Annotated in this window: 13 protein-coding genes and 1 pseudogene; all 14 read left to right on the top strand. The window is 68.9% G+C overall.

Annotated features, from left to right (window positions below):
• Positions 1–135 (top strand): annotated as a pseudogene (locus VJT49_RS00830) (IS5/IS1182 family transposase); the annotation flags it as partial.
• Between the two features lie 510 nt (positions 136–645).
• On the top strand, positions 646–1,623 hold the full coding sequence (locus VJT49_RS00835; RefSeq protein ID WP_324162097.1) for a ParB N-terminal domain-containing protein: 978 nt from the start codon (positions 646–648) through the stop codon (positions 1,621–1,623).
• A gap of 123 nt (positions 1,624–1,746) precedes the next feature.
• Entirely contained in the window at positions 1,747–2,826 is a 1,080-nt protein-coding gene (gene hppD, locus VJT49_RS00840) for a 4-hydroxyphenylpyruvate dioxygenase (protein WP_324162099.1), read from the top strand.
• 87 nt (positions 2,827–2,913) lie between these two features.
• Entirely contained in the window at positions 2,914–3,897 is a 984-nt protein-coding gene (locus VJT49_RS00845; protein ID WP_324162101.1) for a ParB/RepB/Spo0J family partition protein, read from the top strand.
• A gap of 126 nt (positions 3,898–4,023) precedes the next feature.
• Entirely contained in the window at positions 4,024–4,869 is an 846-nt protein-coding gene (locus VJT49_RS00850) for an alpha/beta hydrolase (protein WP_324162104.1), read from the top strand.
• 40 nt (positions 4,870–4,909) lie between these two features.
• On the top strand, positions 4,910–7,345 hold the full coding sequence (locus VJT49_RS00855) for an aminotransferase class I/II-fold pyridoxal phosphate-dependent enzyme (RefSeq protein WP_324162106.1): 2,436 nt from the start codon (positions 4,910–4,912) through the stop codon (positions 7,343–7,345).
• A 61-nt stretch (positions 7,346–7,406) separates the two neighbouring features.
• Positions 7,407–8,540 (top strand): 3,5-dihydroxyphenylacetyl-CoA synthase DpgA, encoded by a 1,134-nt coding sequence (gene dpgA / locus VJT49_RS00860; protein WP_324162108.1) that lies wholly within the window; start codon positions 7,407–7,409, stop codon positions 8,538–8,540.
• A gap of 20 nt (positions 8,541–8,560) precedes the next feature.
• Positions 8,561–9,241, top strand: a complete 681-nt coding sequence (gene dpgB / locus VJT49_RS00865) for an enoyl-CoA-hydratase DpgB (RefSeq protein ID WP_324162109.1) — start codon at positions 8,561–8,563, stop codon at positions 9,239–9,241.
• Complete coding sequence (dpgC, locus tag VJT49_RS00870; protein WP_324162111.1) at positions 9,241–10,554, top strand: (3,5-dihydroxyphenyl)acetyl-CoA 1,2-dioxygenase DpgC; 1,314 nt, start codon at positions 9,241–9,243, stop codon at positions 10,552–10,554. Before dpgB ends, dpgC begins: the two co-directional genes overlap by 1 nt.
• Positions 10,551–11,348 carry an enoyl-CoA-hydratase DpgD gene (gene dpgD, locus VJT49_RS00875; RefSeq protein WP_324162113.1) on the top strand — a complete coding sequence of 266 codons (798 nt, stop codon included), beginning with the start codon at positions 10,551–10,553 and terminating at the stop codon, positions 11,346–11,348. Before dpgC ends, dpgD begins: the two co-directional genes overlap by 4 nt.
• A gap of 224 nt (positions 11,349–11,572) precedes the next feature.
• The gene (locus tag VJT49_RS00880; protein ID WP_324162115.1) at positions 11,573–11,794 is read left to right on the top strand and encodes an MbtH family protein; all 222 of its coding nucleotides are present in this window, start codon (positions 11,573–11,575) and stop codon (positions 11,792–11,794) included.
• 74 nt (positions 11,795–11,868) lie between these two features.
• Positions 11,869–13,929, top strand: a complete 2,061-nt coding sequence (locus VJT49_RS00885) for an ABC transporter ATP-binding protein (RefSeq protein WP_324162118.1) — start codon at positions 11,869–11,871, stop codon at positions 13,927–13,929.
• 1 nt (position 13,930) lies between these two features.
• Positions 13,931–15,835 (top strand): HAD-IIIC family phosphatase, encoded by a 1,905-nt coding sequence (locus VJT49_RS00890; RefSeq protein ID WP_324162120.1) that lies wholly within the window; start codon positions 13,931–13,933, stop codon positions 15,833–15,835.
• Positions 15,832–16,053, top strand: coding sequence for an acyl carrier protein (locus tag VJT49_RS00895; protein WP_324162122.1), 222 nt, complete (start codon positions 15,832–15,834; stop codon positions 16,051–16,053). The genes VJT49_RS00890 and VJT49_RS00895 overlap by 4 nt, the downstream gene beginning before the upstream one ends.
• Positions 16,054–16,077: the final 24 nt, after the last annotated feature.

Below are 16,077 nucleotides of genomic sequence, written 5' to 3' on the forward strand. Positions count from 1 at the left end.
CGGACCCGCCAACCGCGCCAACGCCCAACTCAAAACCCGGCACATTCCGCGCAAGCTCCGCTGCCGCCCCCGATGCGCGCCGGACAACCCGCCAAAGCCATCCACGTCCTACAGAACCACGAACTCACCGCAGGACGAAAACGCTCATTACTTTTGACTGTCCGCCATCAGTCGGCCAGTTTTCCGTCGGGGTGTAACGAGTCTGACGCTTTTCGGTTCTCGGTGCGCGCCCAGGCGAATGGATCATCGGGCCGCGGCGGCAGGGGATGGTGCCAGGGCAGGCCGGTGTTCACCCGGACGGTGGTTGTGCGGGAAGCCATTATGCCTATTCGCGATCTGCTGCTTGTTCATACTCTTGGGCCGATGATAAAATGGTGACCGCGGTTAGGGGATGCGGCTCTCGGTGACTGTGAAGTGATCGAATAGAGCTTTCCTGTGGGGAAATCCTGGGGTGGTCACCAGCAGTTATCGATGAACAGGTACAAACGTGCCGCGGCGCGGAAGTTGATCGCGTCGAATAGTAGTACGCGTAAAAACCGTGATTGAACCGGCGAATTCGGCAATCGCCGGTCGGTCGCATGCTGCGGTACACCCTGCGAACCGCGTGCGGACCACAGCTGATCCGGTCACGAGGGAGGGTGTCCAATGGATTCCGGACAGAGCGGGCAGGGATTGCTGCCGGTAGTTGTCGAAGTGCCCGTCAGTGGACTGTCGGTCGACGGCTCACCACGCACCTCCGGTGTGGATCCCGAGCACGTCAAAGTACTCGCTTCCGTCGTCGAAGAGCTGCCGCCGATCATCGTGCATCGTCCTACGATGTGGGTGATCGACGGCGCGCACCGGCTCGCGGCAGCCAAGCGCAACGGACGCGAAACGATCGCGGTGACCTTCTTCGAGGGGGATGCGAACGACGCCTTCGTGCTGGCCGTCCGCACCAACATCGGCCACGGCAAGCCGTTGTCGATCGCGGACCGCAAGCGCGCCGCGGAACGCATCATGCGCACGCATCCGGACTGGTCGACGCGGAGAATGGTGGCCACGGCCGGTATCTCGTCGGGTACCGTCGACGAGATCCGGCGGAAGATCTTCGGCGTGCCGGCCCCCGGCGAGGTCAGGATCGGCAAGGACGGCAAGGTGCGCCCGGTCGACCCGTCGGAGGGGCGGCGGATCGCCACCGAACTGATCACCGCGGACCCCGGCCTGTCGCTGCGGCGGGTCGCGCGGGCCGCGGGGCTTTCGCCGGAGACGGTGCGCCGGTTGCGTCAGCGGCTGCGGTGCGAGGAAAGCCCGGCGGGGCCGGCGGACGGCGGCGGGCCGGTGCGGGGTGATCGGCCGGGGAACGCGTTCGGCGCCACGCCGGAGAACGGTCACGCGGGCCCGGAGCTCGCCGCCGCGGTCGAGCAACTGAAATCCGATCCGGCGCTCCGGTTCACCGTCGCCGGCCGGGCTCTGTTGCGTTTGCTCCACTTGCATCTGGTTAGGAATGACGACTGGGCGCGAATTGTGGAAAGTATCCCACCACGCAACCGTGGCACGGTCGCGTTATTGGCCCGGCAGTGCGCGGTGCACTGGTCCGAGTTCGGCGTTCAGGTGGAAGAGAAGGACACCGTCTCGCTCGGCTAATACCTGTCCAAGTGCTGCATTCGGACGGTTGGACGGCAGGCCGGATATTCGGTTCGAATGGTGTCGACGACGGTACCCGGCACGTTCCACGGGCCGGAACCACGTAACCATGAAGGGTTGTCAATGGAGATCACCACGATCGATCACCTCGAGCTGTTCGTCGAAAACGCGGATCTCACGGCGTTGCGGCTGTGCGAATCCTACGGTTTCGCGGTCCGGGGGCGCGGCGGACCGGAGACCGGCCTCCCCGGCTGCCGGTCGATCCTGTTGGTACAGCACGAAATCACGCTGCTGATCACTTCGGCGATCGAAACGGACCACCGGGCGGCGGAATACGTGCGCAAGCACGGCGAAGGCGTCGCCGTCGTGGGGCTCTCGGTCCTGGATGCGGCAGCCGCCTTCGCCGCCGCGGTGGAACGCGGGGCGATCCCCGTGGCACCGCCCGACACCATGGAACTCGACGGCGCCGGAGTCACCTTTGCTTCGGTGAACGGCTTCGGCGACGTCGAGCACCGCTTCACCTCACGCACCAAGCCCGGCGGGCCGTTCGCGCCGGGCCGGATCGAGGAGGACGGCACCGTGCGCGCCGGGGGAGGCCTGTTCGAGCGGCTTGATCACATCGCGGTGCTCGTGCCCGCCGGAGAGCTCGACGAAACCGTGCGCCGCTACCAGGACGTGTTCGGCCTGGCCCAGACGTTCGAGGAGGAGATCCGGGTCGGCACGCAGGCGATGAACTCGAAGGTGGTGCAGAACGCCTCCGGCGCGGTCACCTTCACCATCATCGAACCCGACACGACTCGCGACCCCGGGCAAATCGACGCGTTCATCGCGGCGCACGGCGGCGCCGGCGTGCAGCACGTCGCCCTGCTGACCGGCGACATCGTCACCGCGGTGCGCACGGTGTCCGCCTCGGGTGTGCGGTTCCTGACCACGCCGCCGGCCTACTACGACGTGCTCGGCGACCGGCTCGGCGAGGTCGGCGTGCCGGTGTCCACGCTGCGCGAGCTGGACATCCTCGCCGACCGCGATCCGCAGGGCGTCATCCTGCAGATCTTCACCGAGACCGAGCACCCGAGGCGGACGTTGTTCTACGAGCTGATCGACCGCCGGGGAGCGCGGACCTTCGGGAGCAACAACATCAAGGCGCTGTACGAGGCGGTCGACCGGCACGGCGACGCGGCGACCAGGTCGAGGCGCCCATGAGCGCCTCGTCGCCGGTGCGGGGACGGCGACCGGCGTCGCGTGAGTTTCGAAGACAGGCCGCGGTATCGAGGGGAGAGGTGTACGGCGGTGACGCTCGGACTGCCATGCCATGACGGCAGGCAAGAGGAAGTGGTACAGGTACCCATCGACGACATCGGCGTCGCGGATTCGCCGCGGATCGGGGGTGTCGACCCGGAGCACGTCGACCTCCTGGCGTCGATAGACGACACGTTGCCGTCGATCGTGGTGCACCGCGAAACCATGCGGGTCATCGACGGGATGCATCGGCTCGCCGCGGCACGGGAGCGCGGTGCGGAGGTGATCGATGTGCGGTTCTTCGACGGGGACTCCGACGCCGCCTTCGTGCTCGCGGTGAGTTTGAACACCACCCACGGACTGCCGTTGTCGCGGCGGGAACGCATGGCCGCGGCGACGCGCATCCTGCTGACGCGGCCGGCCTGGTCGGACCGTGCGATCGCCTCGGCGGTCGGGATTTCCGCGCGGACCGTCGCGGAACTGCGGGCCGGCTCGGCCGCCTCTCACCTGACTTCGGCCCGGCGTGGCGCGGACGGCAGGCTCCGGCCGGTCGACGGCGCGCGCGGCAGGCGCGCGGCCGCGGAAATACTGGTGACCCGGCCGGAACTGTCCCTGCGGCAGGTCGCCCAGCTCGCCGGGATATCGCCGGAAACGGTGCGGGACGTGAAGAACAGGCTGACCGACGGACGGAACCCGGTTCCGGACCAGCGGCGGGGAAATCCGGTGCCGGTGGCGGAGGAGGGGGAGGGGGAGTCTCCGCCACCGGCGGGGAAGCAACTCGGCGGTCTGAGCGCCGCCGACACCAGTTCGCTGGTGCGCCGGCTCCAGGCAGATCGCGGATTCCGCGAATCCGCCGCGGGTACCGCGTTGTTGCGGATCTTCATGGCTCACCTCGCCGAGACCGAGATGTGGGATCGCCTCGCGCAAAGTGTTCCCGCGCATTGCCGCGGAACCGTGGCCAGGCTGGCCATGGAATGCGGCCGGATCTGGGACACCCTGGCCGACGGGATCGACGGGACCACGGAGATGGCGTGAAATCGAGATCACCGTTCCGATGTTGACTGTTGACGCCCTGGGGATCGTGCTGGTCCAGGATGCTCAGAAACTGGTTTCACGGGAGTTTCATCAGGTGATCGATCTGGTACGCACTGGAGGCGGCGGATGCCGGTTTCCCGGATCAATGGAATCAACCTCGGTTACGACGTTTACGGAACAGGACCGAGCGTTCTGCTCATTCCCGGCACGGGTGCGCGGGGTGCGATCTTTCGTGCGCACCAGGTGCCGGCGCTCGTCGCCGCGGGATACCGGGTCATCACGGTCGACAACCGCGGGGTGCCGCCGAGCGACCGCTGCCCCGAAGGGTTCACGCTCGACGATCTGGTGCGGGACGCGGCCGCGCTGATCGAAACCCTGGACGCGGGCCCGTGCCGGGTCGTCGGGTTCTCCCTGGGCGCGATCGTGACCCAGGAACTGCTGCTGGCCCGGCCGGATCTCGTGCGGCAGGCGGTGCTGATGGCGACCAGGGCCCGGACCGACGCGCTGGGCGCCGCACACGCCGAGGCCGAACTGGCGATGTTCGACGCCGGGGTGAAACTGCTCCCGCGCTACGAAGCGGCGATGCGTGTGTACCAGTCGTTTTCCCGCCGGACGCGGCGTGACGACCAGCAGGTGCGGAACTGGCTCGACCTGTTCGAGATGTCGATAGAGAATTCCACGCAGAGCCGGTCGCAGCTCGAACTCGACCAGATACCGGACCGGCGTGCGGAATACCGTGAAATCGGCACGGAAACACTGGTGCTCGCCTTCGGCGAGGACGTGCTCACCTCCCCGGATCTGTGCCGTGAGGTGGCCGAAGCGATCCCCGGCGCGGTTTACCGCGAGATCGACGGATGCGGTCATTTCGGTCTTGTCGAAGAACCGGAATCCGTCAACCGCGCGATTGTCGAATTCTTTCGGGGAGAAACACGGGTGACAGTTGCCCGGCACCACGGTTCCACTCGAAGATAGCCATAGACCAGCAGGTAATTCGCCGGGAAACGGACAGCAGATGAGTGATTCGACGATCGGGACGCAGCCGCCGTCCGCTCCCACCCTCGCCTACTACGCACACCTGGCATGGCAACGGCTCGATCCGCCGGTGTGGGATTTCTTCGAGGGCGGCGCGGGCCACGAACGTACCGTCGCGGCGAATCTCGAGGCCTTCGACCGGATACGGATCCGCCCGTCGATGTTGTCCGGGGTCGTCGAACCACGGCTTGCCACCGAACTGTTCGGCCACGACTGGGCGGCGCCGATCGCGATTGCCCCGATGGCCTACCAGACACTTGCTTGTCCCGCCGGGGAAACCGCGACCGTGCGCGCCGCGGGGCATGTCGGCCTGCCGGTCATCGTCAGCGCCTTCGCCGGGCGGCCCTTCGCTGAACTCGCCGCGCACGCCTCGGCGCCGCTGTGGTTGCAGCTGTACTGCTTCCGTGACCGCGCCACGACCGCGCGGCTGGTGGCACGGGCCGAAGCCGCCGGGTTCGAAGCCGTGGTGCTCACCGTGGACGCACCGCGGCTCGGCAGGCGCCTGCGCGACCTGCGCAACGGGTTCCGGCTGCCGGCCGGCATCACACCGGCCAACCTCGACGGTGCCGACGGTTACGCGGATCCCGCCTCGCACGCTCTCACGGAATTCGATTCCACAGTGGACTGGGACGTCATCGGCCGGCTGCGCGCGAGCACCCGGCTGCCGGTCCTGGTGAAGGGTGTCCTGACCGGGGTCGACGCGGGCCGCGCGGTCGAGGCCGGAGCCGCCGGGGTGATCGTTTCCAACCACGGCGGCAGGCAGCTCGACGGAACGGTCGCGGCACTCGACGCGCTTCCCGGCGTCGTCGGCGCGGTGGGCGGCGCCTGCCCGGTGCTGCTCGACGGGGGCGTCCGGCGGGGTACGGACGTGCTGACCGCCCTCGCGCTCGGCGCCGACGCCGTCCTGCTGGGACGCCCGGTCCTGCACGGTCTCGCGGTAGACGGCAGCGCGGGCGTGCTGCACGTGCTCGAATTGCTCATCGAGGAACTCACCGACGCGATGGTCCTCGGCGGCGTCGCGTCGACGTCCGGCGTGCCGCGGGATCTGACGCACGAGGCGCCGGTGTCCCGGCGCGCGGCGCCCCCGGCGGATCTGTACGCGGGCGTGGCCGACCCGGTCATGGACACGATGAACTTCCTCAACGAGATCACGGTCCGCCACGCGGACGCGATCTCCTTCGCGCCGGGCCGCCCGTATGACGGGTTCTTCGACACCGAGCAGATTTTCGTCTACCTGCGCCGGTATCTCGACCACCTCGCCGCCGAGGGCGCCACCCCGGCACAGATCCGCGACGCGATGTTCCAGTACGGCCCGACCGCCGGCCAGATCCGGGACCTCATCGCCGCTTCGCTGCGGGCCGAGGAGGGGGTCGACGTCGCGCCCGAGTCGATCGTGGTCACCGTGGGGTGCCAGGAGGCGATGTTCCTCGTCCTGCGCGCGATCATGGCGGGCCTCGACGACGTGCTACTGGTCTCGAGTCCCTGCTACGTCGGGATCACCGGCGCTGCCCGGTTACTGGACGTGCCCGTGGTTCCGGTCGACGAAAGGGAAAATGGTCTGTCCACTGTGGATGTGGAGTCCGCGGTCCGTGCCGAGATCGCCCGCGGGCGACGGCCCCGGGCGGTGTACGTCATCCCGGACCACTCGAACCCGTCCGGCACCACGATGCCACTGCCCGCGCGGCGCGCGCTGCTCGACCTCGCCGCGCGGTACGACCTGCTCGTGCTGGAGGACAGTCCATACCGGCTGGTGAGCGCCGGTGCCAGGGTGCCGGCGCTGAAGAGTCTCGACCGCGAGCGGCGGGTGATCCAGCTCGGTTCGTTCGCGAAGACGGTCTTCCCCGGCGCTCGCGTGGGCTATGTGGTCGCGGACCAGCGGGTGACGTTGCCGGACGGGCGATCCGGCCTGCTGGCCGATCAGCTCGCCAAGGTCAAGAGCATGATCACGGTGAACACCTCGTCGCTGTCGCAGGCCGCGGTGGCCGGTGCGCTGCTGGCCTCCGACGGCCACTTGGCCGACCTCAACAGGGACACGTCGGCTCACTACGGCCACGCGATGCGGCGGACGCTGGATCAGCTCGACCGGCATTTCCCGGTGGAGGCCCGAGAACGCCTGTGCGTCCGCTGGAACAGGCCCAGCGGCGGGTTCTTCGTGACTTTGCGGGTCGGTTTTCCCGCCGACAACGCGGCATTGAACCGCTCAGCGGAGGAATTCGGCGTCATCTGGACACCGATGTCGTATTTCTACCCGGCGGGCGGCGGCGAGCGGGAGATCCGGCTGTCGATCAGCTACCTGACCGACCGCGAGATAGCGGACGGTGTCGCACGCCTCGCCCGGTTCGTCGAGGCGGAAACAGCACGTCAGACACGGGAATCGGAACAACAGGAAGACGGGAAGGGCAGGTTGCGCAGATGACCGAGACGCAGCTCGGACTGCTTGTCCGCGGCAAGGTCCGCATGTGGGGGTGGAAATTCCGATGACGGTCGAACTGGAAAGAACGGCGACCCTGCCGGAAGAACTGGAGCGGGAATTCCGGCCGCCGATCCGGGCGGGCATGCTCGGTGTCGGAACCGCGGTTCCGGAAACCTCCTACACGCAGCAGGAGGTGCTGGACTCCCTGGGCATGGTCGACGAAAAGGTGCGGTCGGTCTTCCTCAACAGCGCCATCGGCAAGCGCCATCTGGTACTGCCACCCCGCGACGCCGACGGCCGCCGCGCGGTCGAGTCGCAGGGCACGTTGCTCGCCAAGCACAAGGCCAGCGCCGTGGAAATGGGGATCAGGGCGCTGCGTGCATGCCTGCGCGACGCGGGCGCCGAGCTGACCGACCTGCGGCACCTGTGCTGCGTCACGTCGACCGGTTTCCTCACGCCGGGGCTCAGCGCGCTGATCATCCGGGAACTCGGCATCGACCGGCACTGCAGCCGTTCTGACATCGTGGGGATGGGCTGCAACGCCGGGCTCAATGCGCTCAACGTGGTGTCGGGGTGGTCCGTCGCGAATCCCGGCGAACTGGCGGTAGTCCTGTGTTCGGAGGCTTGTTCCGCCGCATACGCCATGGATTCCACGATGCGCACCGCTGTCGTCAACAGCCTTTTCGGCGACGGTGCGGCCGCGGTGGCTTTGCGGGCCGACAGTGTTCCGGCGAACGGCCTCCCGGCAGAGCGGCCCGGCGCTCGGATCCTCAAGTTCGCCAGCTACATCATCCCGGACGCGGTCGACGCGATGCGCTACGACTGGGACGACGACCTCACCCGGTTCAGCTTCTATCTGGACCCGCGGATTCCCTACGTCGTCGGGGCGAACGCGGAAACCGTGGTGGACCGGCTGCTCGAGAACACCGGCCTGCGGCGAGCGGACATCAGTCAGTGGATCGTCCACTCCGGAGGAAAGAAGGTGATCGACGCGGTCACGGTCAACCTCGGCCTCACCCGGCACGACGTGCGGCACACCACCGGCGTCCTGCGGGACTACGGCAACGTCTCGAGTTGCTCGTTCCTGTTCTCCTACCGGCGGTTGCTCGCGGAATGTGTGCTCGCCCCCGGCGACTACGGCGTGCTGATGACCATGGGCCCGGGCAGCACCATCGAGACGGCGCTCGTCCAGTGGTGAACCGGAAGGGGATCGCGCGGATGTCCTGGAACGGTGCGCTGAACGAAGGTCTCACCCTGCGGATCGACGGTACGGTGCCGCTTTCGATCGACGCGGTGAAGGCCGTCGAGGAGTTGTGCGCGCACACCGAGGCACACGACGGTACCGGTGCGGTGCCGATCCGGATGTCCGGCGCGCCGGTGACGTCGTGGACCGGTGGCGCCGACGTCGCTCTGGTCAGCAAATGGGAACGGGCGGTGCGGCGGCTGGAGCGGCTCGGCGCGATCACGGTCGCGGTGGCCGAGGGCGACCTCGGTGGACTCGCGCTCGACGTGCTGCTGGCCACCGACTACCGGATCGCCGCGCCGGACACACGGCTGGTGGTGCCGGTCGAGGACGGGGTGAGCTGGCCCGGCATGGCCACCTACCGGCTGGCCCGGCAGGCGGGAATCGCCGCGGTGCGCCGGGCGGTGCTGTTCGGACATCCGATCGAGGCCGGCGAGGCCGTAACGCTGAGCCTGCTGCACGAGGTCGCCGAGGACCCGGCCGCCCTGCTGGCCGAAGTGACCGAAGAGCTCGCCGCCGTGCCGGGCAGGGAACTCGCGATCAGGCGGCAGCTGATCCACGACGCCGTCGCGACGAGCTTCGAGGACGCTCTCGGCGTGCACCTCGCGGCCTGCGACCGGGCACTCCGCCGGAGCTCGCCGGGAGTCGTGTCGTGATGGCCGGGACGAACCTGCGGCAGTCGCCTCTCGCGGGCACGAACCTGGCGCGCGAGCACGCTTCGGTCGCGGAGGCGGCCGCGCGGGCCGACCGCCTGCTGGAAACGCTTCCAGCGCGCAGCGTCCGCAACGCGCGGCAACAAGTCACCGCCACGGCGGGGTTGGACGCGGTGCGCGCCGTGCGGGCGGAATTCATCGGCCGGCAGGCCGACGCGGTCTACGACCTCCTCACCGAAGGGCACGCGCACAGCCTGCGGCTCGCCGAGCTGGTCGACGCGGCCCAGCGAAGGCTGCCCGGCCTACTGCCCACGGCCGCGCAGATGGCAGCCGAACGTGCCCGGCCGCAGGCGAGCAAGGAAGGGCACGAGATCGACCAGGGCATTTTCCTGCGGGGCATCCTGCGCTCGCCCCGCGCCGGTGCCCACCTGCTCGACGCGATGCTGCGCCCGACCGTGCGGGCACGGCGGCTGCTCGGCGAGTTCCGCCGGACCGGGGTACTGGACACCGGCTCGGTGCGCGTCGAGCGGCGGGCCGGCGTCGCCCACCTGACCATGGTCCGCGACGACTGCCTCAACGCGGAGGACTGCCGGCAGGTCGAGGACATGGAGACCGCGGTCGACCTGGTGCTGCTGGACCCGTCGATCGAGGTGGCGGTGCTGCGCGGCGGCGTGATGAGCCATCCGCGCTACGCCGGCAAGCGGGTCTTCAGCGCCGGCGTCAACCTCAAGAGCCTGCACGCGGGGCAGATCTCGCTGGTGGACTTCCTGCTGCGCCGCGAACTCGGCTACATCAGCAAACTGGTCCGCGGCCTGCGCGCCGACGAAAAATCGTGGTCGATGCGCACGGTGCAGAAGCCGTGGGTGGCCGCGGTGGACGGCTTCGCGATCGGCGGGGGAATGCAGCTGCTGCTGGTGTTCGACCACGTCGTCGCCGCGTCGGACGCCTATCTCAGCCTGCCGGCGGCCCAGGAGGGCATCGTGCCCGGCGCGGCCAACTTCCGCCTTTCCCGGATCGCCGGGGCGAGACTGGCCAGCCAGGTCATCCTCGGCGGCCGCAAGATCGAGGCGACCGAGCCGGACGCGCGGCTGCTGATCGACGAGGTGGTGCCGCCTGCGGAAGTCGACGCCGCCGTCGAACGCGCCGCCGCGGCGCTGCGCGGTCCCGCAGTCGTGCCCAACCGGCGGATGCTGCACCTCGCCGAGGAGCCGGTCGAGCAGTTTCGGCTTTATATGGCGGAATTCGCGCTCGAACAGGCGCTGCGGCTCTACGCGGACGACGTGCTCGACAAGGTGTGGCGGTTCGGCGGCCGATGACCGACACCCGGGTCAGCTACCGGAAGAAGGACCACGTCGCGTACGTGACCCTGAACCGGCCGGAGGTCCTCAACGCGCTGGACCACCGGACCCATCGCGAACTCGCCGAGATCTGGGACGACGTCGAGGCCGACGCGCAGGTGCGGGTCGCGGTGCTCGGCGGAGCGGGCGATCGGGCCTTCTCCGTCGGACAGGACCTGAAAGAACGAGCCCGCCTTGACGCGCGAGGAGCCCCGGCGACGACATTCGGCAGCCGGGGCCAGCCCGGCTGGCCCAGGCTCACCGAACGGTTCGCGATGGCGAAACCCGTTGTCGCGCGGGTCGACGGGTACGCGCTGGGCGGCGGGTTCGAGCTCGCGCTGGCCTGCGACATCATCGTCGCCTCCGACCGGGCGGTGTTCGGGCTGCCGGAGGCCACGCTCGGCCTGGTGCCCGGCGCCGGCGGCGGATTCCGGCTCGCCAGGAAACTGCCGGTGAACCTCGCGCTGGGATATCTGCTCACCGGCCGCCGGATGACCGCGGACACCGCGTTCCGGTTCGGTCTGGTGAACGACGTCGTTCCGCCGGGGCAGCTCGACGACTGCGTCGAAGAATGGACCCGCGATCTGGTGCGCAGCGCGCCGTTGTCGGTGCGGGCGATCAAGGAGGCCGTGCTGGCTTCGCTCGACATGCCACTGGATCGCGCCTTTTCGACGCGGTACGCCTGGGAAGAGCGGCGCTTGCGCGGTAATGACCGGGTCGAAGGCGTCAGAGCTTTTCGCGAAAAACGCAGTCCGGTGTGGACCGACGACTGATCGGGCGCCTACTTCATGGTGCTGCGGGCCCGGCCGGCCTGCCGAATGTCCTTTTTGGATTGACACGGGTCGTGGATCTTGCGAGGCGGTCGTCGATTTCGCCGTCGACGGCGGCCCGGCAGCGGTACTTCCCTTGTGTGGAGCGAATTTGTCAGTTGGACGGATTTCCCGCCCGGATCCCGGCTGGCTAGTGTTGTGCCAGATCTGCTGAGAGGAGTGCTCGGGTGAACCCGTTCGACGACGAAGACGGTGTCTTCTACGCATTGATCAACGATGAGGGCCAGTATTCCCTGTGGCCCACGTTCGCCGAGGTCCCGGAGGGCTGGGAGATCGTTTTTGGCGAGGACACAAGGAAAGCCTGCCTCGACTACATCGAGGAAAACTGGACGGACATGCGTCCGAAGAGCCTCATCGAGGAAATGAAGCAGTACGAACGCGCCGAATGACGTGAACAGTCAACGACGAGGGAGGTTCTGATCTCATGATCGGCGGTGCGGGGCCTCAGTTTGTCATGCACGGAATGGGTGAGGAATCGGAAGGCGAGCGCCGGCAGCTCAAGCCGGGCATCGTCAAGCGGATTCTTCCGTACACGAAGCCGTACCGCTGGCGAATCGCGTTCCTCCTGCTGGTCACCGCCGTGGAGGCGGGGATCACCGCGGCGAATCCACTGCTGCTGCGCGTCGTCATCGACGACGGCATCCTGCCGCGAAGAACCGCGGTCGTCGTCACGGTGGCGGTCGGCATGGTCGGTCTCGCACTGGTGGAACTGGCCTCCCAGTTCGGGCAGAGCCTGCTCTCCGGCCGGATCAGCGAGGGCATGATCTACGACCTGCGGACGCAGGTCTTCGAACACGTCCAGCGGCAGCCACTGGCGTTCTTCACCAGGGCGCAGACCGGCGCACTGGTCAGCAGGCTCAACACCGACGTGGTCGGCGCCCAGAACGCGCTGACCACGCTGCTGTCGACGGTCGTCTCCAGCGTGCTGGCGCTGGCGGTGGTGCTCGGCACCATGCTGGCACTGTCCTGGCAGATCACGATCTTCGCCGTGCTCGTGCTGCCGCTGTTCGTCGTGCCCGGCCGGTTCATCGGCAGGCGGATGCAGCGCTGCGTGCGCGAGTCCATGGAGCTCAACGCGGACATGGGCCAGCTCATGCACGAGCGGTTCAATGTGGCGGGCGCGCTGCTGGCCAAGCTCTACGGGCGGTCGGCGGCCGAGTCGGCGGCTTTCCGCCGCCAGGCCGGCCGGGTACGCGATGTCGGCGTGGTGCTCAACGTCTACACCAAGATGTTGCTGGTCACGCTGACCTTCCTCGCCGCGGTCGCCACCGCGGTGGTGTACGGCGTCGGCGGCGTGCTGGCCATCCACGGCGCGTTCGAGATCGGCACGCTGATGGCGCTGGCCCTGCTGCTCATCCGGCTGTTCGGGCCGATCAACCAGCTGTCCAGCGTGCAGGCCAACGTGATGACCGCGCTGGTCAGCTTCGACCGGCTGTTCGAGGTGCTCGACCTCAAACCCCTGATCGAGGAAAAGCCGGGCGCCGTGGCACTGCCGCGTCGCGCCGGGAACGACGGCCTCGCGCCGGCGGTGGAGTTCGAGCGGGTCTCGTTCCGCTACCCGGCGGCCGCCGACGTGTCGCTCGCCTCGCTCGAGTCGATCGCGCTGCCCACGCGAGAGCGCAAGGGCGACGCCTGGGCACTCACGGACATCTCGTTCACCGCGCCCGCCGGGAAGCTCACCGCGCTCGTCGGACCGTCGGGTGCCGGCAAGACCACGCTGACGCACCTGGTGCCCCGGCTGTACGACCCGAACTCCGGGACGGTGCGCATCGGCGGAATCGACGTACGGGACGTGACGCTGGACTCGCTGCGCGAGACCGTGGGCATGGTCACCCAGGACGCCCATCTGTTCCACGACACGATCCGCGCGAACCTGCTCTACGCGCGGCCGGACGCCACCGAACAGGACTTGATCGAGGCGTGCGAAGCGACGCAGATCTGGGGCCTGCTTTCCCAGCTGCCCGACGGTTTCGACACGGTCGTCGGCGATCGGGGTTACCGGTTTTCCGGCGGCGAGAAGCAGCGGATCGCGCTGGCACGGTTGCTGCTCAAGGCACCGTCCGTGGTGGTGCTGGACGAGGCCACCGCGCACCTGGATTCGGAGTCCGAGGCCGCGGTGCAGCGCGCGCTGAAGACCGCGCTGGCCGGCCGGACCTCGCTGGTGATCGCGCACCGGCTGTCCACCATCCGCGAGGCCGATCTGATCCTGGTGGTGGAGAACGGCGAGATCCGCGAGCGCGGCGCGCACGAGGAACTGCTTGCAGCAGAAGGATTGTACGCCGAGCTCTACCACACGCAGTTCGCCCGCCCCGGCGGCGCCGAGGCCGCCGGGGAGCCGGTGCTGCAAGTGCGGCCCGGACCGGAAGACGGCTTTGCCCCGCCGGCCGGAGCCGGGGTGTCCTTCAGCCGCCCACCGGGACCACCGCCCGGCTCGCCCGAAGGCGGGCCCCCGCCGGGGCCGCCGCCGGGACCCCCGCCACTGCGGATCTTGGCGGGCGGCACGCCGCCGCCACCGGGGGTCTGACGTGCGCGTGGAATCCCGCAGAAATGCCGCACCCGCCGACGATCCGGTCGCGGAGCTGAAAGAACTGGCCGAGGCGGGACGGCTGGCCGCCGAATACCTCAGGGCCGGTGAGCTGGTCGACCGGCTCACCGGGCGGGACCTGATCCGGGCCGGGCGCCTGCTGGCCCGGCTCGACCCGGCTGGGATCTCCCGGGAGAACCCGGTGATGCCGATCGTGACCGTCGGCATCACCGGGCACGGGACGCTCGCCGCGGTGATCCCCGCACTGACCGCCCAGCTCGCCCGGCACCGGATGGTGCTGCGGCCGGTGCCGACATCCTTCGACAGCTACGTGGTGGATCTGCTGGATCCCGACAGCGAGGTCAACCGGGCGCGGCCCGACCTGGTGCTGTGCGTGCTCGACCCGGACGTGGTGTTCGATGACGTCCCGGTGCCGTGGCGGCCGGAGGACGTGGCGCGGGCCGCGGCGGGCCGGATCGGGCTGATCGAGCGGATCGCCGAGCGGTTCGACCAGGCCGGTCGCGGCACCCTGGCGCTGAATACCCTGCCGTTGCTACGCCGGCACACCGCGGCGCTGGTCGACCATCGTTCCCGCGCCAGGCTCGGCTCGGTGTGGCGCGAGGCCAACATCCGATTGCTGAGGCTCGCCGAGAAGCATCCGTCGGTCGTCGTACTCGACCTCGAGCCGCTCGTTTCCGAGGGCGTCGCCGTTCGGGACGAGCGGCTCAGCCTCTACGCGAAGGCCCATCTCGGGGAGGAACTGCTCGGCGCGTACGCGGTCGAGGTCGGGCACCTCATCCGCCATCTGGTCGGGCACACGAAGAAGTGCGTGGTGCTGGACCTGGACGACACCCTTTGGGGCGGCGTTCTCGGCGAGACCGGCGTAACCGGTGTCGACCTGGGGGGCACCCGGCGCGGCGCGGCGTTCGCCGCGTTCCAGCGGGTCGTCAAGCAGCTCGGCGCGCAGGGCGTGCTGCTCGCCGTCGTCAGCAAGAACGAGCCCGAGCTGGTCGCGCGCGTGTTCCGCGAACACCCGGATACCGTGCTCAAGGAGACCGACTTCGTGGCGATCGTCGCCAACTGGGAGGCCAAACACGACAACCTGCGCCGGCTGGCCGGGGACCTGGAGCTGTCGGTGGACAGCTTCGTCTTCGTCGACGATTCGCCCTTCGAACGGGAGCTGGTCCGGCGCGAGTTACCCGGGGTGGCCGTCGTCGAGGTGGACTCGGAACCGGCCTGGCACATCAGGAATCTGGCACGCGACGGCTGGTTCGACACGCGCGAGCTGACCGCCGACGACACGGCGCGGGTTCGCCGCTACCGCGACGAAGTGGCCCGTCGCGGCTTCTTGGACCGCGTCGCCTCGACCGAGGACTACTTGCGGGAGCTGGGAATCCGGGTGCGGATCGGGCCCGCGACGGCGGCGCAGCTGCCGCGTGTTTCGCAGCTTACGTTGCGCACCAACCAGTTCAACCTGACCGGCGCACGCCTGCAGCCCCCCGAAGTGCGGGAGCTGACCGCCGATCCGGCCACGGCGCCGCTGGTGATCCACGCGGAGGACCGGTTCGGCGATCAGGGCCTGGTCGGCGTGATTTTCACCCGCCGCGAGGAGGACCGGATGTGGATCGACAACTTCCTGCTCAGCTGCCGGGTCTTCTCCCGGTCCATCGAGGAGGCGTGCCTGGCCTGGGTGTTGCGGCACGCCCGCGACGCGGGAGCGGCCTTGGTGCTGGGGGCGTACCGGGAAACCGCGCGGAACCGGCGCGTCGCGGACTTCTACCCGCGCAACGGTTTCGTCCGGGTGGCCGAGTACGGCGATCAGGTGATCTTCCGGCACGACCTCGGCGAACTTCCGCCGCCGCCGGCGCACATCCGCATCGACATCTCGGAAGGGGAACCGGCATGAGGCGCCTCGAAGACTTCATCGCGCTCGTCCACGACGAACTCGGCCTGCCGGTCACGGTCGAGGACGCGGCACTCAGCCTGTCGGAGCTGCCCGGCTGGGACTCGGTGCACCTGCTGTCACTGGTCGTGGCCCTCGAAGGCCGGTCCGGACAGCCGCTCAGCGTGACCGAGCTGCTCGACGCACCCGACCTGCAGTCCATCTACCAGCTGGTGAGCTGACGCCACGCGGCGCGGCACCCACGG

The organism is Amycolatopsis sp., assembly GCF_035276945.1.
In the GTDB taxonomy this organism is placed as follows: Bacteria; Actinomycetota; Actinomycetes; order Mycobacteriales; family Pseudonocardiaceae; genus Amycolatopsis_E.